Here is an 18645-nt window from a genome sequence, read left to right as displayed (position 1 = left end):
AACCATATTAATTTATGGAATTACTAACTACATATAAAAAACATTTAATTCTAGCTTTATGAATAAGCCAATCTTTATTGCGCTAATTGCGCTTTCCTCTTTAGGAGCATTGTCATCTTGTAACATGATGAAAAAAAACACAGAAAAAACATCAGTGGATAAGTCAGCTGCTCAGCTAACGGGTTCTTGGGAACTAAACTATATTACAGGAGTAAGAATAGCCTTTAATGGTTTATACCCTGATACAAAACCAAGCATTAGTTTTGGTAAAGTTGCGGGCGAAATGAATGGTAATACAAGCTGTAATGTATTTGGCAGTAAAGTAACCATTAGTGGAAATAAATTAAGTATTTCTGAACCAGGTGCTATGACAATGAGATTTTGCGAAGGCGAAGGAGAAAAGCGCTTTTTAGATATGCTTAAAAAAGTAGATAGTTACGAAGTGAAGGACAACGTTTTAACTTTATCACAAGGTGATCTTGCTTTAATGCGTTTTACAAAGAAATAACATTTTTTGGGAAGGCTATATGGGTTTATAACCTTCCCAAAAAAATACAAATCACATCAATATGAAAAGGAAATCTACAATCATCGTTGCGCTTATCTGTGCCCTGTTTATTTCTTATCATACCAAGGCTCAGGAAGTAAATAAAAATTACGACGAGAAACTCGCTAAAGAACTCGGTGCTGATGATTATGGAATGAAGAAATACGTTCTTGTGATTTTAAAAACAGGGGCAGCTAAAGATTTACCAAAAGTATCGTTGGATACTATTTTTAAAGGCCATATGGCTAATATAGGTCGACTTGTTAAAGAAGGGAAGCTGATTGTTGCCGGTCCTTTGGGTAAAAATGAGAATGCCTATCGTGGTATTTTTATTTTCGATGTTGAAACTACCGAAGAAGCGCAAAAACTCGTAGAAACAGATCCTGTTATTTTCAGAAAAGTGATGACTGCCGAATACTACCCATGGTATGGCTCTGCAGCATTAAAGGAAACCGTTAAAATTCATGGTAAAATAGAAAAGAAAAGCCACTAGCTTAAATGGCTATTTTCTTTTGAGGGAACTGTTCGGTATGAGCCATTATCATATGGAGTATATAATCATTAGATGGATATGGCTGTAACGCCGATTTGAGCTGCTCAGGTTCATTAATATCGGTATAGTGGGAAATGTATCCCATACCATAAAATTTGCCCTGTTCTACAAGCAGACAGCTTTGCTCATCTTCTGTTCTGCCTTTATCAATAACTGCAAAAGTGGGTAACATCAACTTCAAATCATCTATTGCATATTTAACCCGCACATTATAAGCCGCTGCTGACTCTTTACCTAAACAAGCTCCTGCGCATTTGCCCTCTTCATGAGCGGTGCAGCATTGCCTGTTTTTCTGAATAAAACATAGTTTTTCGCACAATAAATGCTCTTTTATTAATGCTTTTAAGAGATTATGACCTTCTAAAATGGTATTGAAACTATATAAAACAGGCGTATTCTTTTTAAACTTATCGATACCTAATCTTATATATCCCTTCTGATCCTCGAAAGCAAATAAGCTATACTTCTGTTCAAAACGCTTTAATGCCCTGTTATTTTCTGGCCATAACTTTTTGATTTCAGAAGCCTCCAGTATAAAAGCCATCAGTTCGGTACCGCAAATCTCAAAGTCGACGCTGTAAATATCTTTAAGAAAATCCTGACGTTGTTTGGTTGTGCTATTACCTGTAAAATGAGAGCAAACCCGTTTTTTCAAGCTTTTAGCTTTCCCAATATATATAACCTTTCCTTTTTGATCCTTAAAATAGTACACACCAGGACTCAATGGCAGTTTATCTACTTCTGATTTGGGTAAATTAGGAGGTAAGGCCTGCTCTTTTGAAATTTTACTAAGTGATTGTTTGATGATGCCTTCTGAATCAGCTTCTAACAATATACCCAGTAAAATTGCGGTAGCAGCAGCATCTCCACCTGCACGGTGCCTGTTGTTTAGCTCAATTCCTAAAGCACTACATAATTTACCTAGGCTATAGGAGCGGTGCCCTGGCAACAATTTACGACTAAGCCTTACGGTACAAAGTTTATTGCACAGCAGCTCATAACCTGCAAGCGATAGTTGATGCTTAACAAAAGAATAATCGAAATTTACATTATGCGCTACAAATGTTTTATCGTGCAGTAGTTCATATATTTTTTCCGCTACATCCTCAAATAAAGGCGCATCCATCACCATCTCATTGCTGATACCGGTTAGTGCCTGAATATATTCAGGAATCTCCTGCGCGGGTTTAATTAGCGTTTCAAAAGTATCTACCACAGAAACCCCATCATGAATAAGAATTGAAATCTCGGTGATTCCATTTCCTGAGGCAAAACCTCCAGTTGTTTCTATATCTACTACAGCGTAAAGCATGATTTTTATGAACTTTTATAAAATGTAAATATGCTAAAAAAATTAGTAATAAATAAAACTATTGGTATTTAGTGAAAAATTTTGTTGGTATAAATAAGTGCCAACAAAAAGTGTCTCATATCACTCTTTTAACAGTTAATTAATAAGAATGAAAAGTATGGCATATAAATAGCTTATAATTAACCTAAAACAGTTAATGTAATGTCAAGAAAGATACTAGCAGTTGACGACGATAGCGATATAGTTGAAATTATTAAGATTGTATTGGAAAGTGAAGGTTTTGAAGTTTCTACTTTAACGAGTGGAAGAAATGTATTAAACGTAATCTCATCAATGAGACCTGATCTGATATTGTTAGACGTAATGCTAGGCGGAATAGATGGCAGAGATATTTGTAAAGCCATAAAAAACCACTCTTTATTTAAAAGTATTCCGGTTGTTATGATCTCTGCAAGCCACAATCTTCAGAGTGTTTTAAAATTACCGGATTCACCAAATGACTTCCTTTCGAAGCCATTTGATATTGATAGTTTAGTTAAAAAAGTAAAAGCACAATTTGCAGCTTAACTATTTCTTTACTGTACTAATTAATGTATAGATAGTACTAAATTCTATATAGTATCGTTATACCAAATTAGTGTGTTTCAATTTTTATCGGATTACTCAGGATTTTATGAATAGGGCATTTATCTGCAATCTGCATCAAACGCTGGCGCTCTTCGTCTGTTAACGAACCAATCAGTTCAATTTTTCTAGTGATGGTAGTTTCTTTATTCATGTCCTTTTCATCACAAATTGCCAGTTCTACTTTTATTCCATCAAGGTTGTATTGTTTACGATCGGCATACATTCTGACTGTAATGGCTGTACAGCTGCCTAGGCTAGCCAAGAGCAACGCACCTGGTGTCATGCCTTCATCTGTTCCGCCAATGCTTTCAGGCTCGTCAGAATAGATGAAATGGCCTCCTGCGTAAACTTTAGTTTTATAATGAGATCTGTCTAGCTCTGTAATTGCGGTAATTTGAGTATCTGCCATGTTTTATGTGTTGTGCGGATAAAGCTACAATTAAATTTAAGTATTCACATTCCTAAAATAAACATACAGATTTAACAATAATATAGCAGGGACTTAAAATAGGAGAAACATATTATAACTTAATTTGTTATATGTGTAACTAACCAAATAACAGTATGTTAAGTAGCTATTTAAATTTCAGATTCGATGTTCAGGGCAAGCCAATCAATGGATTCTGTATGCGTATACAGGATGATTTCCACGAAACCTACGCTGTAATTGTAGATGGCTATCATTCGTTTTGCGTATGGTTAGATTCAACCTCAACTTGGAGGTCATCTAAGCATACTAGTGTTGAACCCACAGTATTAGAGCAGATCATCAGTAGAATAACCTCAGTTGAGCCTACTTAGAATTTATCCAAAAAACAAATAGGCTAAGCCAATTGCCGTACATACACCAACTAGATCTGCCAATAGCATAGCGCCAATGGCATAACGAGTGTTTTTAATGCTCACAGAGCCAAAATAAACTGCAATTACATAGAATGTAGTGTCGGATGCACCCTGGAATATTCCAGAAAGCCTGCTGGCAAATGAATCTGGGCCATATGTTTCCATAGTGCTTACCATCATCCCTCTTGCGGCGCCACCACTTAAAGGTCTTATCAAAGCTGTAGGTAAGCCTTCAACAAATCTAGTATCAGCCCCTAAAAAAGCAAAAAAGCTTTTGATTCCGCCAATTACAACGTCAAATGTGCCACTGGTACGAAGCAGGCTTATGGCAACCAGCATCCCAACAAGGTAAGGAATGATTTTTACAGCGGTATCAAAACCATTTTTTGCACCCTCAACAAAGGCATCGAAAACATCAATCTTTTTATATATCCCTCCAAGTACGATCAGTAGAAAGACCAATAGTATTAACCCATTGCTCAAAATACCTGAAAATGATTTTATACCCTCAGCGTTAAGTGAGGTGATGTATAAAACCAACAAGGAAATGATGAAAGAAAGACTCAAAATCCATCCGATTACTACCGGTTGTAAAAGGTTGATTTTTTGTTTGAAAGAAACAATTAACATTGCAGCTATTGTACCCACAAAGGTTACAATAAGACAAGGGATAAAAATATCTGTAGGATTAGATGCATTTTGAGAAGCTCTTATAGCAATAACACTAACCGGAATTAAGTTTAAACCTGCCGCATGTAGACATAAAAACATGATCTGTGCATTCGAGGCCGTGTCTTTACTTGGGTTTAGTTCCTGCAAACTTTCCATAGCTTTTAGGCCAAAAGGAGTAGCTGCATTATCTAATCCTAATAAATTAGCTGAAAAGTTCATGATCATATGACCCATAGATGGGTGTCCTTTTGGTATATCCGGAAATAGCTTGGAAAAGAAAGGCCCAACTATACGCGATAACAAACGAATACCCCCGGCTTTTTCAGCAATGCTCATAAGTCCGATAAATAAAGCCAGAATACCAATCAATTTAAGACATAACTCTACCGAAACCCAACAAGTTTCGATAATGCCATCTAGCTTTAAGGGGTTTGCAGGGTCACTGGCTTTGCCAATGACCATCCAGTTAAATATATCAGATTGTCCAAAAAAGAAACATTTTATAGAGGCTACAACAATAGCTACAATAATAAAGCCTGACCAGATTCTGCTTAATGCCATTAATTAGGGATAGTTTGTTTAACGATGTTAATGTATGGATTTAAAATAATATATCCCTAAGGCTTTTCATCAGTAAGTTCAAAACCCCATGTTTTACCCTTTTCGGTTGCAGGTATACCTTGAGTCATCCATGCAGGAGCTTTAGCACCTTTTAAATAGTAATCAAAAAACTGTTGTTCACGTATTTGGATGTCTTTTCTATTCTGACGCTTTACCAGATTGTGTGCTTCGTTATTGTAATTTAACATCCATACTGGTTTGCCCAATCTTCTTAGACCTGTAAACATTTCAATTCCTTGGTACCATGGCACGGCTCCATCGGCATCGTTGGCCATAATTACTACAGGAGTAGTTACTTTAGGTAAGGCAAATAAAGGAGAGTTTTCGATGTATAATTCTGGTTTTTCCCATAAAGTAGCGCCAATTCTGCTTTGAGTTTTTTCGTACTGGAACTGTCTGTTCATACCACTTTCCCAACGCATACCACCGTAAGCCGAAGTCATATTTACTACAGGAGCACCTGCCCATGCGGCAGCATACATATTGGTTTTTGTAATTAGGTGAGCAACTTGATAGCCACCCCAACTTTGTCCCTGAATTCCAATTTTACTACCATCTACCCAAGAATTTTTCTTTAAAAACTCTACACCTGAATTGATAAACTCTTCGGCAGATTTACCAGGATAACCATTTTCATAGCTAATATCGGGTGCAAAAACCAGGTAGCCATTACTTACAAAATAAGAGATATTTAATCTCGATGGAGTTGGAGCAGGTGCTTGATAGGTATATAATCCATCTGATAATTTCTCGTAGAAATATACGATCATAGGATATTTCTTAGCAGGGTCAAAATCTTCTGGTTTATACAAGATTCCATCAGATTTGAAACCCTTAGGCGTTGTCCAGTTAACCAGCTCTGCAGTTCCCCAGTTGTAGTTTTGTTGCTGTGGATTGGTATTACTTAATTTAACCTCCGTTTTCATATCAGTTGACACAAACACATTAGGAGAGTTGGTATAGTTCGCTTTGTCGTAAATATAGCGCTCTTCGCCTCTGGCTTTACTTAAGTTTGAATGTTTAAATTTAGCCATTACAACAAGTTCAGGACTTTTATTGTCGCCAATATTTTTTCTGTAATAGCCATTTTCTTTAGTTGTGTTATTAAAAGCATCAAGAAGGACTACTTCTCTTTTACTTAAAAAACGACTGTTAGAATCTAATTTTTGATAGCGGAAAGTAATGTTGTTTTGTCTACCATAACCATTGGTAATGTTTTGCGGTGCACCTTTTCCATCTGGAGAAAATTCCCAAATATCATATCTGTCGTACAATAGAACAGCTTTGTCCTCCTCAGTCCAAGCAGCAACGCCGTATGCATCGGGTTGATCTGGTACATCATTTTCCTCATCAACTAATTTCACATTAAGACCGTTATTTAAATGCGTAACTTTGGTTGTTAAAATGTTATAAGTGTACCAGTTAGATGCCTTTTTGTCGAAATAAAGTACATATTTCCCTGATGGAGATGCTGTTGCGTTACCCATCAAGCCAGCAATGATCTTTTTCCTGGTTCCCGTTTTTGTATCAACCAAGTAATAATCCTTTATCGCGTTTCCAGACCACTGAGCCTGGATTCTATTCCCAAAATCTGTTGATGCCAATACAAAGTTCGAGTTACCTTCATCAATCAACTTCGCTTCGGGAAGTTTTGTATCTGTTAAAGGCACTACTTTTACATCGCTGTTAAATATCTCAATAGAGGTTAAATAAGTTCTCTTAGATTCTTTGTCAGCATTTTTTAGCTGCATTGGCTGTAAGTAATCATCTTTATAGCTCCATACATCAAGTTTTGCATGTTCAAAATCGATAAGTGTGGTGTCTTTTGGTTTTTTGATAGGAGCAATACCGAAAAATAGTTTTGTGCCCTCTTTGTTAAAGTTCAATTTTCCATCGCCACTAACGGCCCATTTTGCAGGGATGCCCGGTATTTCATTGTCTACCAAAATTTGAGCAGTATCTAATGATGGCGAATTATAGTAAATGAAATAATCTTTAATTTCAGCTTTTTCAGGACTTCTTTCACCAAGAAATGCTAGAGATTCACTTTCATCATCAAAAACAAAGTTTTTGAAGCTTCCTTTTCCGCTAACTAATGTTTTAAGTGTGCCTTTATCTGTGTTTAACAAGAAAACTCCTGTTTGTGCAGATTTATCTTTTTTTGAACCTGTACAAGCGAAAACAAGCTGTTTGCCATCTTTACTAAAAATATATTCACTTACATATTTAAAAGTACGCTCTGTGCCGGTTGTCAGGTTTCTGAAAACAAGATCAGATCCTTCTTTATCATCTTTTTTTGTGGAGTCCTCATCCGCAAAGAATCCCGAATCGTTATCCTTTTTGTCGTTGCCGGTAACAGTAGCTTTTTTAGAGGTATCTACTGGTTTTTCTAATTGATAGGCGAGTAGGGCTAAACCATTTTCAGGTAGTTTGAACGATTTTACACGAGCAACTTTCACAATTGCCAGATTGGTTAAGTTGGCTATTCCCAGTGAGTCCTTAGGCATCTCTTCGGGTTTTTTCTTTTTAATTTTGGCTTGTCTTATGGCAGAGTAAAACGGTTTAATTGCAAAAGCAGCAAATTTCGAATCGGCACTAAACTGTGCGCTTTCTGCTCTGTTTACCTTGGTTTTTGCATTAGTAAGTAAGTTGGTTAGGTATAAATTTGCGTCCCCCTCTTGAACAGCGATTCCGTGTGCTGCCCAGTTCCCATTGTTTGATAATTTTCTTGAAGCAATAGATTCCCATGTATCATACACGGAATGGTCTAGCGGTTTCTTCTGCGCAAAACTGATTGTAGTAAAAAATAGGAGAGAGAGAATTAGATATTTCTGCATAATATAAATGGTTGTTTTATCCCTGTTTAGTTCTGGAACCCTAAAAATTAGAAAATTTTAAGACATATCACTATTGTATATCAAATTTTACATAAATAAGCGTGTTTTTGACTTGAATTTATGGAGTTTAGAGCTATTCTGAAAACACCTACATGAAAAAAGCCTGCATCAATATTATTGATGCAGGCTTTTTCTGGAAAATATAGTTAAGAACTATTTGTTCTTTTTCTGCTGAATTTGAGCTTGTTGTTGTTGACGCATGTAGTCTTCTAACTTTGCACTGAATCTTGATTTCTTTTTCTCTGCTACAGGTTTTGTTTTATTCTCCTGAAGTGTTCTATGGATTTTTTCATCATCTACCATAGATTTAATCATGAACTGTTGAGCAAAAGTTAGCATGTTGGCTAGGAAGTAGTAATAGTTCAAACCTGAAGGGTAGCTATTTAATACACCTAAGAATATGATTGGCATAATGTAACCAATGTATTTCATTTGGCCGGTTGCACCAGAAATCTGATTGTTAAAGTAAGTATAGATTAATGTAGAAATCGTCATCAGGATACACATTAAACTTAAGTGATTACCAAGAATAGGGATGTCTACACCAAACTTGATGAAATCATCATATGTTGAAAGGTCCTTCATCCATAAAAAGCTCTCGCCTCTTAACTCAAATAAGTTAGGGAAGAAGAAGAAGAACGCCATTACAAATGGTAACTGCAGTAACATTGGTAAACAGCCACCTAATGGATTTACACCCACTTGTTTGTAAAGTTTCAAATATTCCTGTTGTAATAATGTTGGATTATCATCACCTACTTTTGCTTTAATTTCATCCATTTCAGGTTTTAAGATTCTCATCTTAGCCATTGAAAGATATGATTTGTAGGTTAGCGGAGACATTGCCACCTTTAACAGAATGGTAAGCACAAGGATGATTAAACCATAGCGCCAGCCAAATCCTTCAAGGAAGTTAAATACAGGTAATACAATAAATCTGTTGATGTATTTTAATGGCCAGTATCCCATATCAACTTGTTTCTCTAATTCATGCCCTTGAGCTTTTAAAGTAGAAAACTTGTTGGTTCCAAAATAGAACTCCATTGAATAGTTTTGAGCAGCTAATTGGTTAAACGTAAGTTGCATATTAGCACCATACCATTTAATTTGGCCTAGCTGTGTACTTACTTTAACTTCAAGATCACCTTTATCAAAAGGCACTGTTGGAATTAGTACTGCCGAGAAGAAGTGTTGTTTGAAAGAGAACCATTCGATTTTTCCTTCTTTTAATTCTTCTTTCTCATCTTTAGCAACACTTAAATGGTTAGGATTTTCGTCGGCATATTTGTAATATGGAGCCGAATGTTCCTGCTCTTTTTTACCTGATTTTTCTTGCTCAAGTAAAGTAGCTTCCCAGTTTAAGGTAATTGTGTTGTTTTGAATAACCTGATTTAAACCATTTAGGTTAATATTGAAACCAACTTTATTGCTGTTTGGTTTTAAATCATAAACATACTCAATGTATTTATCGCCTGAGTAATTAGCACGCATGTTAATGCTGTTGCCATTTTTAGAAGCAGTAAAGTACAAATCGTTGGTGCTTACAATTTTGCCGCCTATGTTAAGGTTTAAACCAAATTTGTTTTGGTCACCATCAAATAATATTACCGGTTTACCAGCATAAGTTTTTTGTCCTTTAACCTCTGCAGAAAGGATTTTACCACCTTTGTTGGTAAGTGTTAATTTTAAATTCTCATTTTCTAAAACGCTGGTTTGCACTGTGCCTGCGATGTTACCACCAAAAGGACCTTTTAATGCAGCCGAATCAACAGCTGGTATTGCTGCAACGGTAGCTGCAGCAGGAGTAGCAGTGCTATTAGCTGTTGCTTTCTTTATAGAATCAGCAGCAATTCTTTCATTTTCTTTCTTCATTTCAGCCTCACTTGGCTTGAAAAAGTAAAAAGAACCTGCCAGAACAATCATGATCAGGAATAATCCTGTAAACGTATTTCTATCCATTATTGTTAATTAAACGCGTATTATTTTGTTTTCTTCTTCGCAAACTCCATCGCAGCGGCGACAAATTTAACAAAAAGTGGGTGAGGATTAGCAACTGTTGATTTTAATTCCGGGTGAAACTGTCCGCCAACAAAGAAAGGGTGGTTTTTAAGCTCAACAATTTCTACCAGATTACTGTCAGGATTGATACCTGAAGCAATCATTCCTGCTTCTTCAAACTGACTTAAATAAGCGTTATTGAACTCATAACGATGTCTGTGACGTTCGGTAATGTGTTGTTTTCCGTAAGCAGCAAAAGCCTTAGTGCCTTTTTTAAGATCACATGGATATGAACCTAAACGCATGGTACCACCTTTGTTAGTGATGTTTTTCTGATCTTCCATCATATTGATTACTGGATGCTCAGTGTTTTCATCAATTTCGGTAGTGTTTGCGTTTTGTAATCCAAGTACGTTCCTACCGTACTCAATAACAGAACATTGCATACCTAAACAAATTCCAAAGAAAGGAACATTGTTTTCTCTTACATATTTAATAGCGTCAATTTTCCCTTCAATACCTCTGCTTCCGAAACCTGGAGCAACAAGTAAACCATCTAAATGACCAAGTTTTTCTTTGGCATTATCAGGATAAACACCTTCTGAGTGGATGTATTGAACACGAACTTTACATTCGTTCTTAGCACCTGCATGAACAAAAGATTCAGTTATAGATTTATAAGCATCTGGTAATTCTACATATTTACCAACAACACCAATAGTTACTTCTGAAGTAGGGTTTTTTAAACGACCAAGGAAATCTTTCCAGCTTTCCATATCCGGTTCGTTTTTATGAGCCAGTTTTAATTTAGTTAAAACTGTTTTGTCAAGCTGCTCTTTCATCATTAACAAAGGAACTGAATAGATTGATGATGCATCAATAGATTCGATTACTGCATTAACATTTACGTTACAGAACAAGGCAATTTTTTTACGGATGTCCTGATTAATGTGATGCTCGGTACGGCAAACCAAAATATCTGGTTGTATTCCGTATTCCAATAAAGCTTTAACAGAGTGTTGCGTAGGCTTGGTTTTTAACTCGCCGGCTGCTGCAAGGAATGGAACCAGAGTCAAGTGAATAACGATGGCGTTGTTAGCGCCTTCTTCCCATTTAAACTGACGTACAGCCTCAATGAATGGAAGTGATTCGATATCGCCTACAGTACCACCCAATTCAGTGATAACGATATCATATTTACCGGTCTCGCCTAAAATGCGCATGTTTTTTTTGATCTCATCTGTGATATGAGGTACAACCTGCACAGTTTTACCAAGGTACTCACCTTGTCTTTCTTTGTTAATTACATTCTGATAAATACGACCAGTAGTAATGTTGTTAGCCTGAGTGGTTGGAACGTTTAAGAAACGCTCATAGTGGCCAAGGTCAAGGTCTGTTTCTGCACCATCTTCAGTAACATAGCATTCGCCATGTTCGTAAGGGTTTAGAGTTCCCGGATCGATGTTGATATACGGGTCAAACTTTTGAATGGTTACACTGTAGCCGCGTGCTTGTAATAGTTTGGCTAATGAAGCGGAGATGATGCCCTTACCCAAAGAGGAAGTAACACCGCCCGTAACAAAAATATACTTAGTCATGTTTGTGAATTTCTGATATAAAAGCAGTTTTTGACGCTGTTTTTATTGTTTTTGTACGGGATACAAAGTTAGCAAATAAACCGAAGCTTTAAGGCTCTTTTTTTAAATATTCGTAAAGGAAAAAATGTTTTAATGAAATTCTATAGACAATAGGCCTTGTAATTGCTGAATAACAATTATATAAGACGGTCTAATTAAAGGGTAAAACCATAGATCTTTTTACGGATTTCTTCTGGTTTCTGGTCTTTGCTGCCAGTGTAGCGAGTAAATAGCTCCATTAATTTCTTTAATTCTTTGTCTGTTTCCGCTTTTTTTCCTTTTGTGGGTGGTTGAATTTCATTATTGAAATTAGTGAAAGCTTCAATTTTTGTGGCAAACCAGGTGGTGTTTAGTCGGGGAATGGCAAGTCCGAGTATCATGCCGGGTAAGCCACTGAATCCTTCAGGGCCACCTCTTAAAAGGATCTCATCAGTATAAAAAGCAATTACATATACGGTATCATTAATACGACCAATAGCTTTTCGGCATTCATATCCTGAAATAGTACGCACTTCATGCATGATTTTCCAATCTACATTTGGTATCGAATCTTTTAAGAGATAGTCTTCACCCATAATGCTTTTCTTTAATACGCGGTTTTTATTTGCGTAATCGGCATATAGCTCGTTGGTAGATTCGCCGGGCGAGATGAAATACATTAGATCATCATCAGTGTCGTCTCTTTTTTGTGCTTTATAAATAGATCTTGTACGGTCAAAACAGAGATCCCAATTGCTTGTTTTGTACTTGGCCATGGTTCCTTTAACTTCTTCAGAAATGCCTAGGTTAGCCAAGGTACGGGCCATGTTTACTTTTTTCTCGAATGTGATTTTTCCATTGGGAATAAAAAGTTGTTGGGCAAGCAGCTTAAATGGCAGCATACAGAAAATAAGAAAAAATATAGGCCTGTTCATCTATTAGCTATTTAACGCTGGATTTCTTAATAAAATTACCACTTAAATTCCAGTTTATTCCAAATAATATATATCTGGGGATATAGCTAAACGTGTTTTCACTTTTAATGTTTCCACCCACATATCTATTGTAGCCAATTTTTTGATTAAGCGCGTCGGTTATAGATAGTTTAATTTCTAGTGCTTCATTTTTTAATACTTTGGTGGCCAGGTAGCCATTTAGGATGGCTACATTTAGATCTTTATTAAAAGATGAGTTTGCAGGACGGAAGGATAGTGACATACTTGTATTAAACTCAAATTTGTAGGGAAGTTGTACGGTAGCCGAAAACTCATGGTCATGTATTAAGCTTTTACCGTCATTAATACTACCGATAGATGATTTTCCATACATAAAACTGGCAGATGGTGTATAGCTAACATCAAGTGTATGGGTGTAATAATTGAAGGATGTTCTTAAATTAAATTGTGTGTTACGGGTTTTGTTTCGTGTAAAATTTAAAATAGTCTGATTGTTTGATGTGTTAAAGCCTAAATCTATTCCGTAGCGGAAGTTTATTTTAGGAAAGCCTTTTGAATAATATACATTTCCGGCTATTGAATTATTGCCATTAAGGTTGGTATAGCTGGATATCCTTTTATTAAAATCATCGACTATCTCTGTATCAACTATTGCATTGGTGGTGAATCCATAGCTAAAATAACCTGATATGTACTGGTCAGTAGAAAATTGGAAGCTATTGTAAGAAAGCCCAAAGTTGTTGGTAAAAGAAGGTCTTAATGATGAGTTTCCTACTATTTGAAATAGAGGGTTGTTGAGCTGACGTACCGGTTGTATCTGATTGATACTGGGTTGCTGCATGTAGCCGTTATAGTTGACTGATAAATTACTATTGTTGTCGATTTTATAAAATATATTGGTACTTGGCGCAAGGTTTAAATAGTTGCGGTCAAAGTTGCTTTTTTGATCCAAATCTTTAAGCTCAAAATTAGTTTGAGTTGCCTCCAGTCCTGTAGAAATGGAGAAGTTTTTGACCTTATATTGTGTTACTATTTTGCCGATATTGGAGAAGTTGATGAATTTAAAGTTATTACTTAAAGAGTCTATTTTGTTTGTGCTATTGTCTGAAACTAATCTGTAACTACTTGATGATATGGTTTTAAAGCTATAGCCGGCCTCTAATACCCATCTTTTTGATAAGGGCTCTGTGTAACTGACTCTTGTGCCTATTGAATTTTGCTTGTTTGTGTTGTTCTTGTTTAGGTTGGTGTTTTCAACACGATTTTCATGACCGCTATCGTCGTAATACTTTGTTCGGTTTATGCTGTTTTCTGTGTTTCTGCTGGAGAGGTTTTCCGGTTGAATATCAATTGATAATGTCCTTCCTTTTTTATTAAATCGTCTCGACCAATTGATGTTTCCATTAAAGGCCTCACTATGACCGGATCCTGTATTGGTTTGGCTATTTGTACTAATAAATAGACCTCGTTGATCTTGGGTGAAATCATCGCTGGTAGAGTTAAGTTGATTTCGGTTTTGCTTGGCTCCAAAGGCTATTTTTAAGGTAGAAAGTGAATCTATATTATAGCTATAGCTACCTCGCATACTTTCTCCAGTATTTTTTGATCTGTCTTCACTTCTGCCCGAACTAGAAAATAAGGAGCCATTAGGTAGAAGTTCTTCAGATTTTGAAGTTCTTATGTTTTTATTTTTATAATCGAATCCTTTAAAATTAAGCTTTATGCCCATCTTATTTTCTTCAAACCGATCGGAAAAATGCCCACCCATATTAGTATTGTTAGGTAAACCGCTGGTAGGGGAGCTGTAGTCATCATCATCATCTCCTCCCGATGAGTACATTACTGAACTACCATCATCGCCAACTTCAATTACATCATAATCCTCGCCCTTAAGTTTACGCATAGAGCGGTTAATCTTGGAGTCGTTGGTAAGATTAGAACGTGTTCCGTAAGCGGCCGCTTTGAGTTTGCTCTTAAAAATACCGAGCATGGCGCCGTAGTCTCGGAAATTATCAGAGCCCCTGTTTGCATCTAAAGAGGCTAGGTAGCCGTTCTTCGCATTTTCTTTAAGTTTAATATTGATGGTTTTGTTTTTTACCCCATCATCTATACCTGTGAGTTCTGCGGCTTTGCTTTTTTTATCAAAAACTTGGACTTCTTCTACAGCATTAGCTTTTAAATATTTAGTAGCCAGGAGCGGGTCGTCGCCAAAAAATTCATCCCCATCAACCAAAACGGTCTTTACATTTTTGCCCTGAGCTTTGATATTGCCATTTTTATCTATAACAATGCCGGGTAAGCGTTTTAGCAACTCTTGTACGTTAGCATTGGTGCGCACAGCAAAACTGTCGGCTTGAAATACCAATGTGTCACCTTTCATACGAACGGCACTTTTTGCTTGTATAATTACCTCACTTAAGAGTTTTGATTTAAGCTCCATTTTAACGTCACCAAGGTTTATAGAAGAAGTCTCAGTAAGTCTTAGATTAGTAATGTAGTCGGCCATTTTAGGGAAGGTAATCAATAATTTGTAGTCACCTTTGGTAATATTTCTGAGCTCAAACTGTCCGGTTGCATTAGTTCTGGTTGCTTTAATCATTACTGAATCGGTGGCTCTTAAGAGCAGTACTGAACTATGCTCTAGATTCCTTTTTTCCAATGTATCAATAACCCGACCGCTGATATTAGCTTTTTGTGCTTTTACGGCAAGAAACGATATTGTAAGGAAAATGAAAATGGATAACCTTTTCAGCATAAATTACCGTGTAACATTTATTAAGAAAGCTAAAATAATGTTTTTTGACAACTTGAGGTTTTTATGGAGTAGGTATCAAAAAAAAAGGCCCGAAATATTTCGGGCACTTTCTTTAAAGTATATTTGGTTAGAATATTCTAGGTTGTTTATTTATAGTCTTTTACGTGGTTCTTTTTGTTTCGTTATATAAACATAGTGTTAAATTTGAAAATATCATAATATTTTTTTTAAATAATTTTCAACAATTTTAACAGAATGCCCCTAAACGTGTCAAATACACATTTATTGTGTTGATATGCTTTTTTATAGAAATAAAATATTTTACTTGGTACAGCAGCTATAATAGGTTTTTACCTTTCCTTCTTTGGCAGACCAGGCTACGTAGTTTTTGTTTTCTTTTCCTAAGCGGTAGATGAATCCATTTAATTTGGTTTTCTTTAGCTCATCGAAAAATAATTTATCCGGTACGTTTTCATCAGGCTTGTCTTCTTCATCAACGGCAGGCTCCATGAAGTTCTCATCGTCAAAAAAACGATTAACTTCTTCTTTCAGAAATTCAATTTGATTTTTTTTCTTACTAAGGTCTATTGTAGCGATATAATTTTTAAACAGATCAGTAGCTTTAATATCTATATCGTAAATCTGTTTACCATTAAAAGAGGTGATGGAGAATGCGAGGTGCATGTTATCCGGCTTATCACCCAATACTTGTACTTTAAAGGTATCTACTTTTAGTGAGTCACTAAATGGTTTGGTAATAGTTTTTGAAAGTTCTCCAACAGCTGTATCACTTGCATTATTACATGCAACTAAAAGAATGGTGCAGAGTAAAAGGCAGGCTAACAGTTGTTTCATACACTATCATTTATTTTATTTAAATCTTCAGGTGTGTCAATTGCAATAGTTTCAATTTCCGTTACCTTGGTTTTAATTTTGTACCCGTTTTCTATCCATCTTAATTGCTCCAAGCTTTCGGTAAGCTCTAAAGAGGATGGTGGTAGTTTGGTGATTTCTAAAAGGGCAGGGTAGGTGTAGCCGTAAATACCTATGTGTTTATAGAACTGATTTGAATTTAACCAGTTTTCTTTTTCCTGATTTCTGATATAAGGGATGGTTTGCCTACTGAAATAAATGGCTTCACCTTTTAAATTGATTACAACTTTAGGGATATTGACATTGAAAAGCTCGGTTTCAGTATGTATCTCTTTAATTAATGTAGCCAATTGAACATCTTTTTCATTAAAACATGATGCTAAAAGATTGATTTGTTCAGGGTCTATATAAGGTTCATCGCCCTGTATGTTTATGATGGCATCATATCCTGAAACATTGGTTGCTACTTCAGCACACCTGTCGGTTCCACTTAGATGGTTACTCCCCGTTAAAATAAACTTGCCGCCAAATTGTTTTACTTCGGCAGCAATACGTTCATCATCGGTAGCTACAATTACGTCCGACAGGGTTTTAGCTTTGCCAGCCTGCTCGTAAACACGCTGAATCATACTCTTACCCTTAATTTGTACTAAAGGTTTTCCCGGAAAACGGGTTGATGCATATCTTGCGGGTATGATTCCCAGTATCTTCATTTAAAATAATCCGTTTATTTCAGCCTCAATTGCTTGTATTATAGTTCCCAGATCTTCAGGATTATTCGTAAAGTCTAGCTTGTCTTTGTCAAGGATAAGCAGATTACCTAATTTATAATCCTTAATCCATGCTTCGTATTTTTCGTTTAGCTTAGATAAGTAATCTATACGGATGCTAGCCTCATATTCTCTCCCTCTGCGTTGAATATTGTTTACAAGGGTAGGTACTGATGCACGAAGGTAAACCAGCAAATCAGGTGGTTTAATAAATTGTGTAACATTAGCAAAAATGGCCTTATAGTTTTGATGATCCCTTGTGGTCATCAAGCCCATGTCGTGCAAGTTATCAGCAAATATATGAGCATCCTCATATATGGTTCTATCTTGTATTACATTTCTGTTAAAGTTCTGTATATCTACAATCTGTTGGAAACGACTATTAAGAAAGTAGATTTGAAGATTAAAACTCCATCTTTTCATGTCGCTGTAAAAATCCTCAAGATAAGGATTGTTGTCTACCGCTTCATATAGAGCTTCCCACCCATAATTCTTTGCCAGCAAACCAGTTAAGGTGGTTTTTCCAGCTCCTATATTTCCTACTATGGCTATATGCATATACTTTTCTTGAAGATTAGTAAGGTAGTTATTTTACCCTTAATGTTAAAATGATTTGAAACCTATTAATTCTCTTACTTCTCTAATGGTTTTTTGAGCACTTTCTCTTGCTTTTGATGCACCGTGTTTGGCTACCTGACGCAAGTATGAACTGTCTTTCGAAAGTTCTTCAATACGTTCACGAATAGGTGTGTTAAATACAATCATATCTTCGGCCAATTGTTTTTTGAAATCACCATAGCGTATGGCCATTTTATTATACAGTCCATCAAAATGCTCCAAAGTATCAGCTGGAGAAACTATTTTCATTAAATCAAACAGGTTTTGAATTGCTTCAGGTTTAGCTTGGTTTTCTTCTGAAGGGCCACTATCTGTTACGGCGCGTGATACTTTTTTACGGATAATTTCCGGGCTATCTGCTAAATAAATACAGTTACCTTCACCACTTGACTTGCTCATTTTGCCATTTCCATCTAAACCAGGTATTTTAACCAGGTTTTGAGAATAGTTAAAAGCAAATGCTTCAGGGAAGTATTCTGAATTGTATAATCTGTTAAAGCGGTTTCCAAAAGTACGTGTAAATTCAAGGTGTTGTTCCTGATCTTTACCTACGGGCACTTTTGTAGCTTTATGGATCAGAATGTCTGCAGCCATTAAGGTTGGATAAGTTAATAAGCCTGCATTTACATTGTCTGGTTGAGATCTTACTTTATCTTTAAATGATGTACTTCTTTCCAATTCGCCCATGTATGCATTCATATTAAGATATAAATAGAGTTCGGCAACCTCTGGAACATCAGACTGAATGTAAATCGTTGTTTCTTCTGGATTTATGCCACAAGCAAGATATTCTACCAAAACGTGTCTAACGTATCCATGTAAATCACCAGGAGTAGGGTGAGTTGTTAAAGAATGAAGATCAGCGATAAAAAAATAGCAGTTATAATCATACTGCATTTTTACAAAGTTGGTGACCGCACCAAAATAATTTCCTAAGTGTAATTTTCCTGTTGGACGAATGCCGCTAACTACCGTTTCTTTCATAAG

General features: G+C 36.1%; 16 protein-coding genes. 4 read left to right on the top strand and 12 right to left on the bottom strand.

Features of this window, described 5'->3' with window-relative positions:
* The first annotated feature begins 58 nt into the window (after positions 1-58).
* Together J1905_RS12665 and J1905_RS12660 are read left to right on the top strand one after the other, a co-directional pair.
* Positions 59-508: an META domain-containing protein gene (locus J1905_RS12665; protein ID WP_214227625.1), complete on the top strand. Its 450-nt coding sequence runs from the start codon at positions 59-61 to the stop codon at positions 506-508.
* A gap of 61 nt (positions 509-569) precedes the next feature.
* Positions 570-1040 (top strand): YciI family protein, encoded by a 471-nt coding sequence (locus J1905_RS12660; protein ID WP_214227624.1) that lies wholly within the window; start codon positions 570-572, stop codon positions 1038-1040.
* Between the two features lies 1 nt (position 1041).
* Here J1905_RS12660 and J1905_RS12655 read toward each other — a convergent pair whose 3' ends face one another.
* Positions 1042-2412 carry an exonuclease domain-containing protein gene (locus J1905_RS12655; protein WP_214227623.1) on the bottom strand — a complete coding sequence of 457 codons (1371 nt, stop codon included), beginning with the start codon at positions 2410-2412 and terminating at the stop codon, positions 1042-1044.
* A 201-nt stretch (positions 2413-2613) separates the two neighbouring features.
* Between J1905_RS12655 and J1905_RS12650 the strand changes: the two genes are divergently transcribed.
* The gene (locus tag J1905_RS12650) at positions 2614-2979 is read left to right on the top strand and encodes a response regulator transcription factor (protein WP_173092187.1); all 366 of its coding nucleotides are present in this window, start codon (positions 2614-2616) and stop codon (positions 2977-2979) included.
* Positions 2980-3046: 67 nt separating this feature from the next.
* On the opposite strand, the gene J1905_RS12645 is transcribed toward J1905_RS12650, so the two are convergent.
* Entirely contained in the window at positions 3047-3448 is a 402-nt protein-coding gene (locus J1905_RS12645; protein ID WP_214227622.1) for an OsmC family protein, read from the bottom strand.
* A gap of 155 nt (positions 3449-3603) precedes the next feature.
* Between J1905_RS12645 and J1905_RS12640 the strand changes: the two genes are divergently transcribed.
* On the top strand, positions 3604-3840 hold the full coding sequence (locus J1905_RS12640; RefSeq protein ID WP_214227621.1) for a hypothetical protein: 237 nt from the start codon (positions 3604-3606) through the stop codon (positions 3838-3840).
* A gap of 3 nt (positions 3841-3843) precedes the next feature.
* Here the strand turns inward: J1905_RS12640 and J1905_RS12635 are convergent, their stop codons facing one another.
* The 10 genes from J1905_RS12635 to trpS form a co-directional block, all read right to left on the bottom strand.
* Positions 3844-5115 (bottom strand): spore maturation protein, encoded by a 1272-nt coding sequence (locus tag J1905_RS12635; protein WP_214227620.1) that lies wholly within the window; start codon positions 5113-5115, stop codon positions 3844-3846.
* Between the two features lie 56 nt (positions 5116-5171).
* Entirely contained in the window at positions 5172-8012 is a 2841-nt protein-coding gene (locus J1905_RS12630; RefSeq protein WP_214227619.1) for an alpha/beta hydrolase family protein, read from the bottom strand.
* A 213-nt stretch (positions 8013-8225) separates the two neighbouring features.
* On the bottom strand, positions 8226-10031 hold the full coding sequence (gene yidC / locus J1905_RS12625) for a membrane protein insertase YidC (RefSeq protein WP_214227618.1): 1806 nt from the start codon (positions 10029-10031) through the stop codon (positions 8226-8228).
* A 20-nt stretch (positions 10032-10051) separates the two neighbouring features.
* On the bottom strand, positions 10052-11668 hold the full coding sequence (gene pyrG / locus J1905_RS12620; RefSeq protein ID WP_214227616.1) for a CTP synthase: 1617 nt from the start codon (positions 11666-11668) through the stop codon (positions 10052-10054).
* A 194-nt stretch (positions 11669-11862) separates the two neighbouring features.
* A complete protein-coding gene (locus J1905_RS12615) occupies positions 11863-12621 on the bottom strand; it encodes a GLPGLI family protein (protein WP_214227615.1) in 759 nt (252 codons plus the stop codon).
* 7 nt (positions 12622-12628) lie between these two features.
* Positions 12629-15397 carry an outer membrane beta-barrel protein gene (locus J1905_RS12610; RefSeq protein ID WP_214227614.1) on the bottom strand — a complete coding sequence of 923 codons (2769 nt, stop codon included), beginning with the start codon at positions 15395-15397 and terminating at the stop codon, positions 12629-12631.
* A gap of 321 nt (positions 15398-15718) precedes the next feature.
* A complete protein-coding gene (locus J1905_RS12605; RefSeq protein ID WP_214227613.1) occupies positions 15719-16252 on the bottom strand; it encodes a hypothetical protein in 534 nt (177 codons plus the stop codon).
* A complete protein-coding gene (gene kdsB, locus J1905_RS12600) occupies positions 16249-16983 on the bottom strand; it encodes a 3-deoxy-manno-octulosonate cytidylyltransferase (protein ID WP_214227611.1) in 735 nt (244 codons plus the stop codon). The genes J1905_RS12605 and kdsB overlap by 4 nt, the downstream gene beginning before the upstream one ends.
* The gene (locus J1905_RS12595; RefSeq protein ID WP_108205724.1) at positions 16984-17598 is read right to left on the bottom strand and encodes a deoxynucleoside kinase; all 615 of its coding nucleotides are present in this window, start codon (positions 17596-17598) and stop codon (positions 16984-16986) included.
* Between the two features lie 45 nt (positions 17599-17643).
* Positions 17644-18642, bottom strand: a complete 999-nt coding sequence (gene trpS, locus J1905_RS12590; protein WP_214227609.1) for a tryptophan--tRNA ligase — start codon at positions 18640-18642, stop codon at positions 17644-17646.
* Positions 18643-18645: the final 3 nt, after the last annotated feature.

The organism is Pedobacter sp. B4-66 (assembly GCF_018492665.1).
Classification (GTDB): Bacteria; Bacteroidota; Bacteroidia; order Sphingobacteriales; family Sphingobacteriaceae; genus Pedobacter.
Note: the sequence above shows the minus strand (reverse complement) of the source record. Positions and strands in the feature narration are given on the sequence as shown.